The organism is Micrococcus antarcticus (assembly GCF_044872765.1).
Classification (GTDB): Bacteria; Actinomycetota; Actinomycetes; order Actinomycetales; family Micrococcaceae; genus Micrococcus.
In genome coordinates, this window is record NZ_CP085253.1 from 554919 (window position 1) to 572073 (window position 17155).

A 17155-nucleotide genomic window follows, 5' to 3' on the forward strand; every position below is an offset into this window, starting at 1 on the left:
ATCCGCCGAATATCACCGATTCTGAGGGGGCACCGTGACGACTGACGTCTCCCCCTTCGGTGTCGAGATCGAACCGGTCGAGGGCTTCGAGCCCGAGGACGTCCCCAAGCACGACGTGACGCCGAAGCGCGTCCCCCAGTGCTCGGCCACGGCCAAGCGCTCCGGCCAGCGCTGCATGCGCCCGGTGGTGCCGGGCGCGAGCGTCTGCAAGTTCCACGGAGGCAACGCGCCCGCTGTCCAGAAGGCCGCCCGCCGCCGGGTGCTGGAAGCATCCGCCGCCAAGGACGTGGCTCTCTTTGGTGGCCGGCGCGAACTGCATCCGGCGCAGGCGCTGCTCGAGCTCGTGCAGTCCAAGGCCGCCGAGGTCGCGTACTGGGAGGGCCGGGTCGCCGAGATCGACGACCACGACGCCCTGGTCTGGGACGAAGCAGAGGCCGAGCGCACCGAGTCGACCCAGTTCGGCTCGGTAACCCGCACCATCGAACGCGCCGGTGCCGCCGTCGAGCTGCAGCTGCTGCACGACGCCCAGGACGCCCTGGCCCGCTATGCCGCCGCGTCCCTCCGCGCCGGCGTCGACGCGGCCATGGTCGAGCTCGCCAAGGCCCAGGCCACCCAGATCGTCGCCGTCCTCCAGTCCGCCCTGTCCGACCCGCGCATCGCTGCCGCGCCCGACGTGGCGCGCGCCGTGATCCTCGATGCTGTGAAGGTGGTGTCCTCCGGGTGATCGACGTGTGGCAGGCGGTGCTCGACCAGCTCGACCCCGCCCGCCGCGTCCAGCTCGCCACCCCCGGCGAGCTGGCCCGCTACCTGAACCCGAAGACGCGGCAGACCCCGGCGCTCGACCTGATCGACGAGGCGCTGGTCGAAGCGCTGAACACCCCCGACGGCCGGCTGATCATCAGCATGCCGCCTCAGGAGGGCAAGAGCGTCCGGGCCGCCGGCGACTTCCCCGTCTTCGCCCTGCTGCACGACCCGGACACCCGCATCGTCTGCGCCTCCTACGGCGCCGACCTCGCGGTGCGCAACGGGCGGGCCATCCGCCGCCGCATCACGTCGAACCCCGAGCTGGGGCTGGAGGTTGCCGCGGACAACGGCTCCGTGGCCGACTGGGCAATCGCCGGGCACACCGGCGGCGTCTTCTCCGTCGGCATCGGCGGCGGCGTCACCGGTCGTCCCGCGGACCTGCTCATCATCGACGACCCGATCAAGTCCCGCGCCGACGCCGAGTCGACCGCCTACCGCGAGCGCGTCTGGGACTGGTGGACCGACGAGGCCTCCGCCCGTCTGGCGCCTGGTGCGACGGTCGTCGTGATCATGACGCGGTGGCACGAGGACGACCTCGCCGGCCGCCTGCTCGAGCGCAACGCCGACGCCGGGTGGAAGTTCCTGAACATCCCCGCCCAATGCGAGGACCCGACCGAGGATCCCCTGCAGCGCGAGCACGGCGAGTTCATGCTCTCCGCCCGTGGCCGCACCAGCGAGCAGTGGGAGGCGCGCAAGGCCACCGCCGGCGCGCGCACCTGGGCCGCCCTGTACCAGGGGCGCCCCTCCCCCGCCGACGGCGACGTATTCCAGCGCGAGCACTGGCGGCACTGGGCGCGGCTGCCCGACCTCGACCGCTGCAAGCTGTACCAGTCCTGGGACCTGGCCTTCACCGGCTCTGCCTCTTCCGACTACGTCGTCGGCCAGGTCTGGGCGCACGAGCCTGCAACGGGTCGGCACTACCTGCTGGACCAGGTCCGCGGGCGCTGGTCCTTCACCGAGACCATCGAGCAGATGCTCCGCCTCACCTACACGTGGCCGGCGGCGCTGACCAAGCTCGTCGAGTCCAAGGCCAACGGTGCCGCGGCGATCGACACCCTCACTCAGCGCGGCATCGTCGGCATCGTGCCGGTGGTCCCGCGCGAGGGCAAGGTCTTCCGCGCCGAGGTGGTCGCCCCGGTGCTCGAGTCCCACCACGTGATCCTGCCGCTGCCGTCCTACGCACCGTGGGTCGGCGAGCTGATCGAGGAGGCCGCGGCCTTCCCCAACGCCAAGCACGACGACCAGGTCGACGCGCTGACCCAGTACCTCTCCCACGCCGCCCTGCCACAGAGCAACAAGGGCTGGTCCTCCGGCTTCGTCGACATGGGCTGATCGCCCCGAAAGGAGCGCCGTGCCTGTCTCTGACGTGACGGCTGCCGTCCCCGCCTGGGACGCAGAGCGCAAGCGGTGCGCCCCGCTCTATGACTACTACCGCGGCAAGCAGCGACTGCGCTTCGCCACCGACGACTTCCGCCGCAAGTACGGCTCGATGGTCGCCGACCTCCGCGAGAACATCTGCGTGCCGGCCGTCACCGGCTTCGTCGACGAGATCCAGATCGAGTCCTGGTCCGGCGGCGCCGTCGACCGGAGCCTGGCCGACGAGATGGACCGCCTGTCGGACCTCGTCTTCACCGAGCTGTTCCGCACGGGCAACGCGTACGTCATCGTCTCCGAGCGGGCGGACGGCTCGCGGCTGGCGGTGTACCAGCCCAGCGACTCCGTCGTCCCCGTGGTCGACGCCGAGGACCCGACGGTCCTGGCGCACGCCGTCAAAGTCTGGGTCGACGCCCGGCGCTTCGGCCGTGCGCTCGTGCTCTACACCGACCGCGTCGAGCGCTACGTGACCTCCTCCGAGGTTGTGGCCGCCCGCGGCTCCGTGGTGCGGATGCCGACCGACGAGTCCGGCTGGTTCGCCGACGGCGACGAGGCCGACCCGCACGTTGAGGCGCACGACTTCGGCGCTGTGCCGGTCGTGTGGTTCAAGCGCGACCCGGACGACATGTGGGGCGCCGGCCACTCGATCCTGTCCGATGTGCTGCCGCTGCAGGACCTGCTCAACAAGTCCCTGGCCGACGCCGCGATCCTCGCCGAGGCGTACAGCCGCCCGCTGTACTACATCCTCAAGATGGCGGCTCAGGCCGCGGTGCCGACCCTGCCCGGCCAGACGAACCCGCTCGCCGGGGCCGTGACCAACGGCCCGGACCTGCCGGTCAGCCGCCGGCCCCCGTTCGACGCCACGCGCCAGCAGATTCTGGCCGTCGACGGCGAGGGTCCGGTCGGGAAGTTCGAGCCGTCCGACCTCTCCAAGCTGGTCGAGATGCGCGCCGACGTGCGCCAGTCCGTCAGCAACGTGACCGGCCTTCCCAGCTTCCACTTCATCCCCACCGGCGGCGACGTCCCCTCGGGCGAGTCCCTGAAGGTCATCAGCCGCCGCCAGGCCGCGGTAGTCCGCCGAGCGACCCTGCCGTCCGTGCCCGTGTGGCGCGGCCTCATGCAGCTGCTCGGCTTCGACGCCACCCCCGTCTTCCGCGACGTCAACGCCGCGGTCACCCCCGCCGCACCCGCGGCACCCACCACCGCTGACCGTGAGGGTCAGCTCCCGCCGGCGTGACGCCGGCCCACACAGGAAGGATCGACGCCGAGATGGCCGAGACCGAGAACACCACCAGCTCCGACTCTCTGGCTGGCCTGCTTCAGGCCTTCCAGGCGCGCGCCGCAGACACCGCGGCCGTCAAGGAGCCGGACACCGACGAGACCCCCGAGGTCGAAGAGACCGAGGACGAGGGCAAGGGCGGCAAGGCCGCTGTCCTCGCCGACCTGGCCAAGGAGCGCGACGCTCGCCAGGCCCTCTCCGCCGAGCTCGACGAGCTGAAGACCCTTCTGGGCCAGAAGCTCGGCCTCACCACCCCGGACGCCACCGTGGACCCCGCCACCCAGGCCCGCATCGACGCCGCCGAGGCGTCGGCCCGCGATGCCCGGACGCAGGTCGCCGTGGTGCGCAACGCGCCCGAGGACGCCGACGTGGCCGCGCTGCTCGACTCCTCGAGCTTCACCCGCCACATGGCCGACGTCGACCCCGACGACGCCAAGGCCGTCCGGTCCGCGGTCAAGTCCTTCCTGTCCGACCACCCGCGCTTCTCGACCGAGCAGCGCACCACCGCGAGCGCCCCGCGGCGCGGCACCGTGCGCGACGCCGGCGCCCGCACCACCCAGCGCTCGGCCCCCTCCATGGACGACCTCATCCGCGGTCGCGCCTGATCCTCTGACCCTCAAGGAGCACCATGCCCACGTACAACGCCCAGGTCACCCGCGCCAACGTCCCCGTCCCCGAGGACGTCTCCCGCGACATCATCGCCGCGGCCCCGGCCTCCTCGCTCGCCCTGTCCACCTTCCGCCACGTGCCGATGTCCACCAAGACGTCGAAGCAGCCGGTGCTCTCCGCGCTGCCGTCGGCGTTCTGGGTCAACGGCGACACCGGTCTGAAGCAGACCACCGAGGCCGCGTGGTCCAACGTCATCATGACCGCCGAGGAGGTCGCCGCCCTCGTGCCGATCCCCGACGCGCTCGTGGACGACACCGACATCCCGCTCTGGGACTCCATCAAGCCGTACCTGGTGGAGGCCGTGGGCCGCACCGTCGACGACGCCGCCGTCTGGGGCGTCAACAAGCCCGCCTCCTGGACCTCCCCGGCCCTGGTGCCCGGCGCGATCGCCGCGGGCAACACCGTGGCCGCCGGCTCCGGCAAGGACCTCGGCGCGGACATCGCCGCCCTGGCCGGCAAGGTCGCCGCCGACGGCTACGCCGTGGACACCTTCGCCGGTGGCGCGGGCTACGACTGGAAGCTGGCCGGTCTGCGGACCACCTCCGGCAACCCGCTGTTCATCGGCCCGACCGACCCGAACCTGCCGGGCACCATCTACGGTCGCCCGCTGCGCGAGGTGCGCAACGGCACCTTCAACGCCACCGCCGCCGAGCTGCTGGCCTACGAGTCCGACAAGTTCGTCGTGGGCGTCCGCCAGGACATCACGTTCGACCTGTTCGACCAGATGGTGATCAGCGACGACACCGGCAAGGTCATCTTCAACGCCCCGCAGCAGGACTCCAAGGTGCTGCGCGTCGTGTTCCGCGTCGGCTACGCCGTGGCGAACCCGGTCTCCCGCACCTCCGGCGACGCGGCCACCCGCTTCCCGGCGGGCGTGCTGACCCCGGCCGCGGCCTGATCCACCCCTGAGTGAGCGCGAGGGCGCAGCCGCACTGGCTGCGCCCTCGCTGCGCCCTCTCCCTGACCTGCAAGGAGACCCCATGTCCAAGCACGTGAAGATGCACCTCGGCAACGAGACCCTGGAGGTCGTCGCCGAGAACGTCGACCTGATGCGCGCCCTCGGCTGGAAGACCGCCCGCGGCGAGCGCAAGCCCGACCCCGAGGTCGACGCCCTCAGCGCCGCCGAGCGCGAGGCCGCCGCGGCTGCCTCCGCCGCCGAGCTGGACGCCGTCATCGACGAGGCCGCCGACGACGAGGCCGCCGACGACATCCTGACCCCGGAGCAGGCCGCCGCGGCGGCCAAGCCGGCCCGCACCACCCGCAAGCGCTGAGAGGAGCGCGCATGGCCGACATCCTGTCCTTCGACGACCTGGCCGCGGCCATGCCGCAGGGCCTGGACCCGACCGTGGTCCAGGACGTCAACGCCCTCCTCACCGTCCAGGTGCCCGGGCTCGCGGACGCCTCCCCCGACGTGCGCGCCGCGGCCCGTGCCCTGGTGCGCCAGCGGCTGCGCGCCCTGGCCGCGAGCGAGGGCGCGCGCCGCGTGTCCCGCACCCGTGGCCCGTTCAGCTACACCCTGGACTTCGGCGACGGCGGCGGCGACCTGTTCGGGGCCGACCTGCTCGGCCAGCTGCGCCAGCTCGTCGACCCGGCCGCCGGCTCGCGCCTGGTCATGCTCGACCTGGACTACGTCCCCCACGTGCCGCCGGTGCGGGCCTACGACGCCGCCGACGAGTACTCAACCCCGCGGCTGAGGTGGTGACGTGCTGACCTTCCCCACCGAGCGCATCGTGCGCCGCCGGCCGACGATCGTCCCGGATCCGTACCAGCCCCGCCGCCCCGGCTCGCCCGACTGGTCGAAGCCCCAGGACACCCCGCTCGGCTGCCTGTCCTTCGCCCCGGTGACCTCGCGCAACGTCAACGACCCGGACCGCTCGGCCACCTCCGACGAGGTCGCGTTCTACGGCTCCGACCCCTCGCTCGACGTGCGCCCCGGCGACCGCCTGGTCCGCCCCGACGCCACCGTCTACGAGGTCGCCGGCCACCCGGAGACCTGGCCCCGCGAGCCCGGCTGGCCCGGCGGCATCGTGATCAACGCCAAGCGCGTGACCGAGGGCACCGGGTGAAGGTCCGCGTCGACAACGCGGGCATCGCCGCGCTGCTGGCCCGCGCCGACGTGCGCGAGGCCGCCACCCGGCCCGTCGCCGAGCGCGTGCTCGCCGCGGCCCAGTCCATCGCTCCGGTGGACACCGGGGCCTACCGCGACAGTCTCCGCGTCGAGACCACCGACCGCGGCTCTGCCGTCGTGGCCGGCACCGACCACGCCGTCTACGTCGAGGCCGACCACGGCACCCTGGCTCGAGCGCTGGGCCTGACCACGAAGGGGTGAGCCGTGGACCGTCTCCTCGACACCGACCCCCTCGGCTTCCTGATCGACTGGCTCGACCAGTCCCTGCCCGCCGGCGTGCACGTCGGCGACGACCGCGCGGACCAGCTGCCCTCCGTGGTGGTGCGCGCTGACGGCGGCGCTGAGCGCCGCATCTGGACCGGGTCAGCCCAGCTGGGCGTGAACGTCTGGGCCGCGACCGACCGCGAGGCCCAGGCGCTCGCCCTCGAGGTCCGCTCCTGGATCGAGCACGCCACACAGTGCGTGGAGTGCGTCGAGGCCTCCTGCTCGCTGCCCATCGAGCTGGTCGACAACAGCGGCCACCCCCGGCGGTACCTCGCCGCCACTCTCACCCTCACCCAGCGCGTGGCCTGAGCCCGCACAGCAGATAGGAAGCACATATCATGGCATACGTCAAGCACGACGTGATGAAGGTCTCGACCGCGTACTTTTTCTTCAAGGAGGGTGCCGGCGACGCCGCCGCTCCCCCCGTTGCCAAGCTCGGCGACATCGCCGCGATCGAGGCGCTGGACTACCGTCACATCGGCCACACCTCCATCGAGCAGGCTGTCGAGGTGGAGACCGAAGGCGGCGAGATCGAGACCTCGGGCACCCTCCAGGTGCCCGACATGTTCTCGGACCAGACCCCGACCACGAAGCACTACATCGTGAAGGTCGTCCAGTGGGACACGGCCAACCTCAAGCTGGCCTATGGCGCGAACGCCGTGACCCGTGCGGACGGCTCCATCGGCCAGAACATCTTCCCGACGGCGGTGACCGGTGCGTTCCTCATGGTCGTCGTGACCCCCTCGGCGCCCGTGTACCTGCACGCGCCCCTGGCCGAGGTCCGCGCGACCAAAGATCTGGGCTCGCTCGGCGGACGCGGCTCCTTCGGTGAGCTGCCGCTGCGCATCACCCCGAAGCTCATGGCTGGCCAGTCGGCTAAGACCTTCACGCTGCCGCTGGACAAGGCCACCGGCGCCTGATCCCCGGCCTTCCCTAGACCCCCTGGCGGCGAGAAGCGGACGCTCGCCGCCAGGGCTCACCCCCGTCCGCGCCCCTCCCTACGCATAGGAGTCCGCACCATGCCCGAGCTCACCATCGCTGAACTGCGCGCCCGGTCCAAGGGCCGCCCGGAGTCGCTGGTCGTCACCGTCGAAGACGGCACCCGCGTCACCCTGACTCACCTCCTCCTCCTGCCCACCGAGCGCAAGGACCAGTACCTCGACGCGCTGGAGAAGTTCATGAAGGTCGCCACCGTGGACGGCACCGCCTCCCGCGCCGAGCGCCGCGCCGCCGACAAGGCCGCCGGCCGCAAGGTCGGCACCACCAAGGCGGCCGAGGCCGCCGAGGACGCCCCGGAGTTCACCTCCGAGGACGTGGCGGACACCATCGCCGCAATGCGTCAGGGCCTCCTGGACGCCGAGCGCGTCGGCGAGACCGCCGGCGACGTGATCACCGCCGCCATCCTCGATGAGAAGGTCGCCAAGCGCGCCCTCACCCAGCTCGACGCGATCGACCGCGCCGAGCTGATCGCCCTCCACCTGGGGGCTGACCAGCAGGGGGAAGCGTCGGCCTCTGCCTGATGCTCCGGCGCGCCGGCATGGCGCTGTGGGCTGACCTGCACGCCGCGGGCATCGACCTCTGGTCCGTGCTCGACGGCGAGGGTCCCCACAGCGCCGCCGAGGCGCTGGCCGTGGCGGAGGCCCTGCCTGACACCACCCGTACCGCCGCAGCGCTCGCCGGCGACGTCTCCGCCTTCGGCTGGGGCGTGGACCGCGAGCTGATGGTCGCCCTCTTGAACGGGCTGCGCGGCGAGAAGGGCGAGGCGTTCAAGTCCCCGCTGGCCCTGGCCCACGAGGCCCGCCAGCGCGAAGAGCGCATCGACGAACTCTCCACCCCCGAGGCGGTCCTGGCCCTCCTCGGCTGACACCCGAGGAGCGCACATGGCCTTCACCGTCGTCGCCGAAGCCGGCGTCGAGATCGTCCCCGTCAAGGACCGCGACTTCAACGCCCGGCTCAAGGCCGCGGTCGGCTCCGTGCGCAAGTCGCTGACCCAGCTCAAGGCCGGCATCGACGGTCGCTCGCTGGTTCACGACCTGACCAAGGCCTCCCGCTCGGCGGCCCGACAGGTCCCGGCGCTGAAGCTGGAGGCTGAGCTGTCCAAGGCGTCCGTGGCGCGGATTCGTGCCCAGATGGCCGGGCTTGCCCGCGACACCGCGCGCGTGCGGATCGAGATCGACGCGCCGCGGGCCGTGGTGCACGCGTCGACAGACGCCTCAGCCGCACGGCGCGAGCTGGACCGCGTCGCCCGAGTGCGCCGTGCGCGGATCAAGGTCGACGTCGACGGCGCCGGCCTGCGCGCAGCACGCGGCGCACTCGACGGGCTCTCCCGCCCGGTGCGCCGTGCAACGGGCATCGACGGGCTCCGGAAGCAGCTGGACGGGCTGTTCAGCACCCTCGAGCCGGGCAAGATCGCCCGCATCGGCCTCCTCTCCGCCGCGCTCTCCGTGACCGGCTCCGGTGGTGCCGTGCTCGCTGGCAACGTGCTGACCGTGGCCGCGTCGCTCGGCCAGCTGGGCGGGCTCGCCGGTCCCGTACCGGGTCTTCTCGCCGCTGTCAAGGTGGGCGCGCAGACCCTGGCGTGGGCCTTCCAGGACGTGGCCGTCCAGGCCCCCGAGCTGGTGGAGGCGTGGAAGGGCCTGAAGGTCGCCGTCTCCGACGGCTTCTGGTCCACGGCGCGCGGGCCGATCCTGGAGATGGCCGACGAGCTCATGCCGCGCCTGACCCGGGCGTGGTCGGACACCGCCGGTGCGATGGGCACCGAGGCCGGGCACCTGGCCGACGCACTGCGCGGGGCGCTCTCCGGTGACTGGATCGAGCGCTTCTTCGGCTACATCACCGACGGGGCGCGTGCCCTGCGCCCGGCTTTCGAGCCGGTCACGCAGGCGCTCGCCGACCTCGTGGACTTCGGCGCGTCGCAGCTGCCGAAGCTGGCCGGCTGGGCCGCGGACGTGGCCTCTCGGGCCAGCGGGGCGCTCTCCGGCGCCGTCGACGACGGCACCCTGCAGCGGATGCTCGACACCGGGCTCGTCGCGCTGCAGGACCTGTGGCGCGCCGCTGACGGCCTGTTCGGCGCCATCGGCGGCATCGCCAAGGCAGCCGCCGATGCCGGCAGCTCCACGCTCTCCGTGCTCGCCGACGGGCTGCAGCAGCTCGACGCGACGATCAACTCCCCCGCCTTCCAGGAGGGACTGAGCGGCGCGTTCGTCGCCGCCCGCGAGACCTGGGGGGCGTTCATTGCAGAGGCCGGCCCGGGCCTCCAGGACCTGGTCCTGGGTCTGCTCGACACGTTCCGCGAGGTCGGCCCGCTGCTGGGCGAGGGCCTGGGGACCGTGGTCGGTGCCCTGGGCTCGATGCTCGGCTCCGGCGACGTCCAGGCCGGCCTGCAGTCCCTGCTCGGCTCCGTGGCCGACGTGGCCACGCAGGTGGGTCCGGTGCTCGCCCAGATGGCGCCCTCGCTCGGCGACATCCTCACCCTCATGGGCGGGCTGGCCACGGGCGTGCTCCCGGTGCTGGCGCAAGGCTTCGCCGACATCCTGCCACTCCTGCTGCCGGTGCTCGAACAGTTCGCCGGGCTGGCGCTTCAGCTGGCACCCGTGCTGGTGGACGGCCTCACCCTGATCGCCGGCGCGCTCGGCGAGGTGTTCGCCGACCCGGCCGTGGCCCAGGCCCTGTCCGACGCCGTGGCGGCGCTCGGCCAGGCCGTCATCGAACTCGCCCCGCACCTGCCGGGGCTGGTCTCGGCCTTCATCGAGCTGCTGCCGGCGGCGGTCGAGTTTGGGCGGTTCGCCCTCGACGTGATCGTGCCCGCGCTGGGTTTCCTCATGGACAACATCGAGATCATCCTGCCGCTCATCGCGGGCATCGGCACCGCGTTCGAGCTGGCTGGCGTGGCCGCCGGGCTGGGCCTGGCCTTGTCCGGCCCGGTCGGCTGGGCGATCGGCGCGATCGGTCTCCTCGTGGCGGCAATCGTCGGCATCGGCACGCACTGGGACGAGGTCAAGGCCACCGTTTCGGCGGTGCTCGACTGGTTCCGGGACGTGTTCTCGGCGCTCGGCGACTGGTTCGGCGGGCTCTGGGCCGGCATCACCGAGGGCATCAAGACCGCCTTCAGCTCCGTCGGTGAATGGCTCGCGAACCTGTGGGGCTCGATCCAGCAGGGCCTGGGCGACCTGGTCAAGAACGTCCCGCTGCTGGGCAAGCTCATCGACCTGGTCGACGGCGACGACTCCGGCGGAGGGTTCTCCGGCGGCGGCGGCGGCTTCGGCGACGGCTTCGGCGGCGCCCCCGGCGGAGCCTGGGGCGGCGGGGGCACCGTCAACCAGAACATCACCATCCACAACCCGCAGGTGCAGTCCGCGAGCCAGGACATGGCTCGCGGCGCCCGTGAGGCCGCCGTCTATGGCGGGTCGTTCTGAGAGGAGTCTGCCCATGCGCACCACGAACGGGGCCGCCGACTACATCGAGCTCGGCGGCGTCCGGCTCGACGGCTACGGCTGGAACTATGACAAGGCGGTGGGGGCTTCGGCCCCCGCCGTCCGCTCGGCAGCGGTCTCCATGCCGGGCCGCCCGGGGCGTGTGTACGTCGCCGGCACCGACGTCCACGACCCCGCCGAGGTCGTGCTCCAGCTCCACGTGCAGCCCCGCAACCCGATCACCGGCGCGAAGCCGGGCACCTGGGGGGCGGCGCGTGCTCAGCTCGAGGACAACCTCCAGACCCTCCTGGGCCTGGTCGGCAGTCCCGGGCGGGCCACGTCGTACGTGTACGTCGACGCCGACGGCGAGCGCTGGACGGCTCAGGCGGTCGTGGTCACGCCGGCCAAGGTCAAGGTGCGCGACTCGAACCTGACGGCCGAGATCACCGTCACCGTCGAGCTCCCGGGCGTCTACCTGCGGAGCGAGGAGATCAACGCCGCGACAGTCCAGCCAGGCGCGTCCCAGTCCATCTTCGGGCTGGGCGGCGGCACCGCACCGATCTACGACGCGCTGCTGACCTTGCCGTCGGGTGTGCGCGTCGAGTCCGGCGGCCAGTGGATCGTGTACCGCGGGGCGGGCGCGGCGCAGGTGGACTGCGGCAACATGACCGCCGTCAACACCGTCACCGGCGCGTCCGTGATGAAGGACATGGGCTGGAGCGGGTCAGCGATGCTGCCACTGATCCCCTCCATCGACCCTGACGGCGGTCACCAGTACAAGGTCACGACGGACAACGTCATCAGCATCGTCGCAAGGAAGGCGCGCTTCGCATGAGCCTGTTCATGGTCAGCGTCTGGGCACAGGAGCCGTCCGGCGAATGGCGGCTGCTCCCCGACGCGTCGAAGATCAGCCCTGACACGACGCCCGACGAGGTCTCCTCCCTGGTGTTCGAGTACCCGGTGGACGGCAGGGGCTCCGAGCTGCTGGTCGAGGACGCCGTCGTCGCCGTGCACTACCGCGACGCAGACGGCTTCTGGGAGGAGCCGCGCGGCGGCCGGTTCCGCCTGACGCACGTCGGCTGGGACCGGCTGAACCGGCGCACCGTGACGTGGACGGCGCGCAGCCTCTACGGTGACCTCGATCGTGCTGTGCTGCTGCAGGCGCCGGACTTCGTCGCGCCGGTCCGCGAGCTGGGCGAGACGGAGCAGCACTACCCCCGCTCCTGGCCCGCCGGGTCCACCGTCGGCCAGGTGCTGTGCCGGGCGATCAGGGAGTCCCAGGCGCGCGGCGAGCTGCCCGACGTGGACGTCTCCGCGATCAGCGAGGACGCCGACTCGCTGGGCAACCCGTGGACCAAGACGCTGGCCGTCGAGGAACACGCAACGTTCTCGCCGCTCGTCGACCTGGCGCGCTCGCTGTCCGAGCGCGGCTTGTGCTCGGTGCAGTTCTACGAGAACCGGATCACGGTCCTCGACCCGTCCTCTGTGGGGCGCGACCTGTCGGCCACCGTCGAGATCATGCCCACCCGCGACATCACCGAGGCACCCGGCAAGGCCGAGGTGGAGTCCACCGCGAACCGCGCCTACGTCAAGGGCGACGACGGCGCAGCCGCTATCGTCGAGGCACCGGACATCGACCCGAGCCGCGTTCGAGCGGTGGCGCTCGACGCGTCAGGCGTGAAGGACGTGTCGACGCTGCGCGCGATCGGCGCGCTGCACCTGACGACGAAGGGCACGAGGAAGGCCGAACTCACGCTCGGCCTGGACTGTTGGGCCGCGCGCTGGCTGCCGTGGCGTGATTTCGACGTCGACGACCTGATCACCGTCGCCTATGGCAACGGGGCGGTCGAGACGCACCGTGTGCGTCAGATCACCGTGGACCAGGACGACAAGGGCTGTCGCGCGGCGGTCGTCGTCGGCGACCGGATGCCCGACCCGCGCGTCGAGGCGATGCGCCGGCTGCGCTCGATGCAGGAGGGCGTGCGTGCCCGCGGGGCCCGCGGCCTGGGCGCGAAGACGCCCACGACCGGCGGCGGCACGAGCACCGACCCTGGCACCGACCCGGGCACCGGCACCGGCACGAGCACGCCGGAGACCTACGCGGCCGTGAGGCACAACGCCAACGCGAACATGCCGCGGCCGGTGGGTGCGGTGGCCGTCTACTGGTACGGCTCCGTACTCCCGAACAACATGGAACCCGGCGACTCCTGGAGGCCCCAGAATGGTAGCTTCGCGTGACAGCGAGTCCACCTGGCACTTGGTGGACATCCCGACGCCGTGGTGGCAGGAGGAGCTCGACCGGGTGGCCGAGTTCCTGATCCCGTACCCGCCGCTGCCGGACCGGCCCGAGCTGGGCGTGGTGCCGTGCCACGGGTTCCACCCGTTCGGCTGGGACCCGGAGCCTGTGGGCCGGCGCAAGGACATCGGCTTCGTGCACGAGATCCCGGTCATGCGCTCGAGCTCGTACGGCGCGAAGATGATGGCCTGGCTGGACCACTACGACCCGGCCGGCAACCCGGTGTGGGGGCTGCGCTTCACGCAGACCTCCTCGTACCTGCCCAACCCCGGGCGCGAGGCGTACATCCTGGGCGAGGCGTCCACGGTCATGCCCAGCCACGAGCTCGTGCCGCAGGGCGCCGGCCGGCCGCCGTACATCCGCTACCTGGACGACGCCGGCGAGTGGGCGATGACACAGCGCTCGCTCGACGCGCCGATCGGCCCGCAGTGGACGCACCGGTTCTGGCTGGGCAACGGCACCGTGGGGACGACCACGCCCGCGATCATGGAGCCGCCGGCCGCGCACCTGGGCGGAGACAACCGCCACCGGCTGATCAAGTACAGCTTCGACCCCGCGTGGATCCAGGCCTACCCGACGCTGAACAGCACCACGCAGTTCAGGCTCTACGGCTACGCGGCGCTGGGCGGCTACACGCTGCCCGGGCCCGAGGGGCTGCTCGGCCAGTTCGGCTCCAACGTCTCGACGTCGTACGAGCCCAAGATCGGTGTGCGCGACCGGGACTTCCACACCCCGAACTACCCCGTGGCCCTGGCCCGCGGCCCGTGGCCGCAGTGAGAGGAGGCACCGCGTGCCCGTGAACCTGCCTGACCCCGACGTGCAGTGGCACCGCCACCCTGACGGGCGCGTGGTGCCCTGCCACCTCTACCGCAGCTACGGCTGGGACCCGCTCAGCGTCGCGCGCCGCAAGCGCATCGGCATGCTGCACCAGCCGTTCGTGACGCGCGCCACCGGGCACGCAGAGCTGGACATGTGGCTCGACCAGTACACCGCCGTCGGCGACGTGCCGACCTGGGGGCTGCGGTTCCGGCAGCTGAGCCAGGAGGCTGTGGTGCGTGGCGGCGTGGCCTACGCCGTCGGCGGGTACGACGCACGCGGCGTCTCGCACTCGGACCCGTCCGGGTACCTCTACGACGACAGCGCCGCGTCCGACGCCAACAGCATCCCCACCGGCGGGCAGACGTACAAGTCGGTGATGTTCACCGACGGCGCGTTCACCAAGGACCCGGCGGCCCTGACCGCGGCGGACCGCACCACCGTGTCGTCGACCCAGCTGCGCTCGCCGCTGAACAACACGAACGACCACTACTTCTGGGCGCCGAACGGCACCCTGTTCAAGATGGACCGCCGCGCGCTGACCGGCGGCACCGGCCTGTTCTTCGTGTCAGGCACCTACCGCCTGGAGTACCGCTGGCCGCAGGCGGCCGTGGACGCCTTCGCCGGCGTGACCGGCACCATCGAGCTGACCGGCTTCGCCTACGGAAACGGCGTGCTGACCAGCCCGGACGACCTGCGCGGCGGACTCGTGGGCTACGGCGCGGACACGCGCTACGTGCCCAAGCCCGGCGCACAGGACGACACCTTCAACGAGGGCGGCGAGGCGCTGACCTATGCCAAGCCGTACCGCTCCAACGTGATTCTCTGAGGAGACACCATGCTCACCCACGAACACCGGGACCGCATCTGGGCGTCCCTGCACGAGCCCCGGGCGCTGACCGTCGTGGCCGTGCTCTCGTACCTGTTCGCGGCGGTGACCGGCGCTGCCGTGATCGCCGTGACCTTCCACATCCCGGGCGACCAGGCCCGCGACATCACCCTCGTCGCCCTCGGTGTCGTCGGCGTCCTCGCCGGCCTGGTCGGCGTGCCGGCGGCCTGGCGCGGGTACCACCACCGCGAGGTGCTGGCCGCGCTCCTGCTGCCGCTGATGGGCGCGCTGGTGATGACCGACGCCGCAATGTTGCTCACCGACCCCGACCCCCTGCGCGTGCGTGTGGTCTTGCTCGCCGCGTACGGCGGCGTCGCCGTGGCCTGCCTGGGCGCCAGCCGTTACATGTATCTGCGGCACGCCGGGCCGTACGCGCCCGGCAAGGGGCCACAGACCGCGGAGCACCGCATCGTCGCCGCACAGATGGTCATGGAGAGCCAGGACCGGGAGGTGGAGGCTCGCGCGGCTGCCGCCGCAACCACGAAGGGGGCCTGAGCCGGTGTGGACTCCTGAAGCAATCGTCGCCATCATCTCCGCCCTCGGCGTCGGCGGCCTGCTGTCCAAGATCGTCGACGCGTGGGTGAAGGCCCGTGCCGATGCCGCGCGCGCCCGGGGCGAGACCCCGGACGCCCGTGCCGAGGCCGCGTTCTACGCCGAGCAGCTGGCGACCCTGCGCGAGCGCTGCCTCGCCGCCGGAATGAGCCCCGAGGACGTCGGACCGCGCCCGGTCTGGACGCCGCCCGAGAACAACTGACCCGACCCGACCCCACAGCCCCCGCGCCGCCCGGTGCGGGGGCTTCGTCACACCTGAGGAGACATCATGGCCTACGAGTACATCACCAAGCACGACAGCCCGGCCTTCACCCCCGCCGCCGAGTGCCGCAAGGTGTTCGGGCACGACCGCAAGATCACGTCCATCACGATCCACCACTGGGGGAAGGACGGGCAGAGCTTCGACGGCCCGATCTCGTGGCTGACCCGCAAGGACGCGAACACCAGCGCCCACTACATCGTCGAGGCCGGCAAGGTGGCGTGCATCGTCGACCCCGACGACGCCGCCTGGCACGCCGGCTCGGCCAAGGGCAACGCCACCTCGATCGGCATCGAGTGCCGGCCCGAGGCGCGCGACGGCGACTACGAGACCGTGGCCGAGCTCGTGCGCACCCTGCGTGCGACCTACGGCGACCTGCCCCTGATCCCGCACAAGGCGTGGAAGGCCACCACCTGCCCCGGCCGCTGGGATCTGGCCCGCCTGGACCGTCTCGCGCGCGGCACCGCCGCGCCGGCCAAGCCCGCGGCTGCGCCGGCGAAGCCCGCTGCTGCTCCGGCGAAGGCGGCTGCGTTCACGCACGTGATCGTCGACGGCCCGCTGATTGGTCACGTCTCCAGCGACACCACGAAGCCCGTCTTCACCGGGCAGCGCGAGTCGTTCGCCGTGGGACTGCAGCTCGCCGCGACGGGTCGGACGTACAAGGACTCCAAGGGCGCCACCTGGATCCAGGCGCGCACCCCGTGGCAGGTGAGCACCGGCCGCGGTGGCGCGGGCCTCTGGTTCGCCGCCCGGTACGTGCGCCCGCTCGCCAAGGTGCGCGCGGGCATCGCCGGCATCCTCGACGCGTACGTGGCCTCGACCGTGGGCAAGCGCGTCGACGTCGACGGGTTCCCCGCCCGCCAGCCGTACCAGTGCGTGGACATCTCCAAGGACTGGGCGATCTCGCGCTTCGGCGCACGGGCGCAGGCCTACGGCAACGGCAAGGACGTCGCCCGCGGGCTCGTGGACTCCGGCCAGGGCTGGACCTGGGTGGCCCCGACCGAGAAGGGCCAGCCCGGCGACGTCGTCTCCTGGGGCGCGCCCTACGGCGTGGCGACCGAGACCCGCGGCGGCAAGAAGGTCCAGGTCGAGTACGGCCACACGGCGCTGCTGATCGAGGACCTGGGCAGCAAGCTCAAGGTCCTCCAGCAGAACGGCTTCTCCGCCGGTCCCGCGCACGTGGCCACCCTCGACAAGCGGGGCCTGCGCGGCTACGCCCGCCCGCCGCGCCCGGCCACCGTGGGCGCCACGCAGGGCACGGTGCACACCGTGGTCGCCGGCGACACCCTCTGGGGCATCGCCCGCCGCTACGGCGTCTCCGTGGCCGTGATCCAGTCGCTGAACCCCGCGGCCGCCAAGGACCCGCACAACCTCAAGGTCGGCGCGAGGCTGACCGTCTCGAAGGGAGCCTGA

Annotated in this window: 21 protein-coding genes; all 21 read left to right on the forward strand. The window is 72.2% G+C overall.

The annotated features are described in order from the left end of the window. The first annotated feature begins 34 nt into the window (after window positions 1–34). The 21 genes from LG274_RS02645 (at window position 35) to LG274_RS02745 (ending at window position 17155) form a co-directional block, all read left to right on the forward strand. Complete coding sequence (locus LG274_RS02645) at window positions 35–724, forward strand: hypothetical protein (protein WP_404465221.1); 690 nt, start codon at window positions 35–37, stop codon at window positions 722–724. Then, window positions 721–2136 (forward strand): phage terminase large subunit, encoded by a 1416-nt coding sequence (gene terL / locus LG274_RS02650; protein WP_404465223.1) that lies wholly within the window; start codon window positions 721–723, stop codon window positions 2134–2136. The genes LG274_RS02645 and terL overlap by 4 nt, the downstream gene beginning before the upstream one ends. Window positions 2137–2155: 19 nt before the next feature. Further along, a complete protein-coding gene (locus tag LG274_RS02655; protein WP_404465225.1) occupies window positions 2156–3415 on the forward strand; it encodes a phage portal protein in 1260 nt (419 codons plus the stop codon). A 32-nt stretch (window positions 3416–3447) separates the two neighbouring features. Beyond that, on the forward strand, window positions 3448–4062 hold the full coding sequence (locus tag LG274_RS02660) for a hypothetical protein (protein ID WP_404465227.1): 615 nt from the start codon (window positions 3448–3450) through the stop codon (window positions 4060–4062). A 23-nt stretch (window positions 4063–4085) separates the two neighbouring features. Continuing rightward, the gene (locus LG274_RS02665) at window positions 4086–5024 is read left to right on the forward strand and encodes a phage major capsid protein (protein ID WP_404465229.1); all 939 of its coding nucleotides are present in this window, start codon (window positions 4086–4088) and stop codon (window positions 5022–5024) included. Window positions 5025–5106: 82 nt separating this feature from the next. After that, window positions 5107–5397: a hypothetical protein gene (locus tag LG274_RS02670; protein ID WP_404465231.1), complete on the forward strand. Its 291-nt coding sequence runs from the start codon at window positions 5107–5109 to the stop codon at window positions 5395–5397. Window positions 5398–5408: 11 nt separating this feature from the next. Then, on the forward strand, window positions 5409–5828 hold the full coding sequence (locus tag LG274_RS02675) for a hypothetical protein (protein ID WP_404465233.1): 420 nt from the start codon (window positions 5409–5411) through the stop codon (window positions 5826–5828). 1 nt (window position 5829) lies between these two features. After that, the gene (locus LG274_RS02680; RefSeq protein ID WP_404465235.1) at window positions 5830–6192 is read left to right on the forward strand and encodes a hypothetical protein; all 363 of its coding nucleotides are present in this window, start codon (window positions 5830–5832) and stop codon (window positions 6190–6192) included. Continuing rightward, window positions 6189–6455, forward strand: coding sequence for an HK97 gp10 family phage protein (locus LG274_RS02685; protein ID WP_404465237.1), 267 nt, complete (start codon window positions 6189–6191; stop codon window positions 6453–6455). Before LG274_RS02680 ends, LG274_RS02685 begins: the two co-directional genes overlap by 4 nt. Before the next feature lie 3 nt (window positions 6456–6458). Beyond that, the gene (locus LG274_RS02690; RefSeq protein ID WP_404465239.1) at window positions 6459–6827 is read left to right on the forward strand and encodes a hypothetical protein; all 369 of its coding nucleotides are present in this window, start codon (window positions 6459–6461) and stop codon (window positions 6825–6827) included. Between the two features lie 29 nt (window positions 6828–6856). Beyond that, window positions 6857–7438, forward strand: a complete 582-nt coding sequence (locus LG274_RS02695; protein WP_404465241.1) for a hypothetical protein — start codon at window positions 6857–6859, stop codon at window positions 7436–7438. 99 nt (window positions 7439–7537) lie between these two features. Further along, on the forward strand, window positions 7538–8038 hold the full coding sequence (locus tag LG274_RS02700) for a hypothetical protein (RefSeq protein ID WP_404465243.1): 501 nt from the start codon (window positions 7538–7540) through the stop codon (window positions 8036–8038). Next, entirely contained in the window at window positions 8038–8382 is a 345-nt protein-coding gene (locus LG274_RS02705; RefSeq protein WP_404465245.1) for a hypothetical protein, read from the forward strand. The genes LG274_RS02700 and LG274_RS02705 overlap by 1 nt, the downstream gene beginning before the upstream one ends. A 16-nt stretch (window positions 8383–8398) precedes the next feature. Continuing rightward, entirely contained in the window at window positions 8399–10933 is a 2535-nt protein-coding gene (locus LG274_RS02710) for a hypothetical protein (protein ID WP_404465247.1), read from the forward strand. Between the two features lie 13 nt (window positions 10934–10946). Next, window positions 10947–11765, forward strand: a complete 819-nt coding sequence (locus LG274_RS02715; RefSeq protein WP_404465249.1) for a hypothetical protein — start codon at window positions 10947–10949, stop codon at window positions 11763–11765. Beyond that, window positions 11762–13168 carry a hypothetical protein gene (locus tag LG274_RS02720; protein ID WP_404465251.1) on the forward strand — a complete coding sequence of 469 codons (1407 nt, stop codon included), beginning with the start codon at window positions 11762–11764 and terminating at the stop codon, window positions 13166–13168. The genes LG274_RS02715 and LG274_RS02720 overlap by 4 nt, the downstream gene beginning before the upstream one ends. Continuing rightward, entirely contained in the window at window positions 13152–14003 is an 852-nt protein-coding gene (locus tag LG274_RS02725; protein ID WP_404465253.1) for a hypothetical protein, read from the forward strand. Before LG274_RS02720 ends, LG274_RS02725 begins: the two co-directional genes overlap by 17 nt. Window positions 14004–14016: 13 nt before the next feature. After that, window positions 14017–14871 carry a hypothetical protein gene (locus LG274_RS02730; RefSeq protein ID WP_404465255.1) on the forward strand — a complete coding sequence of 285 codons (855 nt, stop codon included), beginning with the start codon at window positions 14017–14019 and terminating at the stop codon, window positions 14869–14871. 9 nt (window positions 14872–14880) lie between these two features. Then, window positions 14881–15426, forward strand: a complete 546-nt coding sequence (locus LG274_RS02735) for a hypothetical protein (RefSeq protein ID WP_404465257.1) — start codon at window positions 14881–14883, stop codon at window positions 15424–15426. A gap of 4 nt (window positions 15427–15430) precedes the next feature. Then, a complete protein-coding gene (locus tag LG274_RS02740; protein WP_404465259.1) occupies window positions 15431–15685 on the forward strand; it encodes a hypothetical protein in 255 nt (84 codons plus the stop codon). A 66-nt stretch (window positions 15686–15751) separates the two neighbouring features. Next, window positions 15752–17155 carry an N-acetylmuramoyl-L-alanine amidase gene (locus LG274_RS02745; RefSeq protein WP_404465261.1) on the forward strand — a complete coding sequence of 468 codons (1404 nt, stop codon included), beginning with the start codon at window positions 15752–15754 and terminating at the stop codon, window positions 17153–17155.

Coding starts and splice junctions, on each gene's coding strand:
- LG274_RS02660 (WP_404465227.1), top strand. CDS start 3,448: ATGGCCGAGACCGAGAACACCACCAGCTCCGACTCTCTGGCTGGCCTG.
- LG274_RS02665 (WP_404465229.1), top strand. CDS start 4,086: ATGCCCACGTACAACGCCCAGGTCACCCGCGCCAACGTCCCCGTCCCC.
- LG274_RS02670 (WP_404465231.1), top strand. CDS start 5,107: ATGTCCAAGCACGTGAAGATGCACCTCGGCAACGAGACCCTGGAGGTC.
- LG274_RS02675 (WP_404465233.1), top strand. CDS start 5,409: ATGGCCGACATCCTGTCCTTCGACGACCTGGCCGCGGCCATGCCGCAG.
- LG274_RS02695 (WP_404465241.1), top strand. CDS start 6,857: ATGGCATACGTCAAGCACGACGTGATGAAGGTCTCGACCGCGTACTTT.
- LG274_RS02700 (WP_404465243.1), top strand. CDS start 7,538: ATGCCCGAGCTCACCATCGCTGAACTGCGCGCCCGGTCCAAGGGCCGC.
- LG274_RS02705 (WP_404465245.1), top strand. CDS start 8,038: ATGCTCCGGCGCGCCGGCATGGCGCTGTGGGCTGACCTGCACGCCGCG.
- LG274_RS02710 (WP_404465247.1), top strand. CDS start 8,399: ATGGCCTTCACCGTCGTCGCCGAAGCCGGCGTCGAGATCGTCCCCGTC.
- LG274_RS02715 (WP_404465249.1), top strand. CDS start 10,947: ATGCGCACCACGAACGGGGCCGCCGACTACATCGAGCTCGGCGGCGTC.
- LG274_RS02720 (WP_404465251.1), top strand. CDS start 11,762: ATGAGCCTGTTCATGGTCAGCGTCTGGGCACAGGAGCCGTCCGGCGAA.
- LG274_RS02725 (WP_404465253.1), top strand. CDS start 13,152: ATGGTAGCTTCGCGTGACAGCGAGTCCACCTGGCACTTGGTGGACATC.
- LG274_RS02735 (WP_404465257.1), top strand. CDS start 14,881: ATGCTCACCCACGAACACCGGGACCGCATCTGGGCGTCCCTGCACGAG.
- LG274_RS02745 (WP_404465261.1), top strand. CDS start 15,752: ATGGCCTACGAGTACATCACCAAGCACGACAGCCCGGCCTTCACCCCC.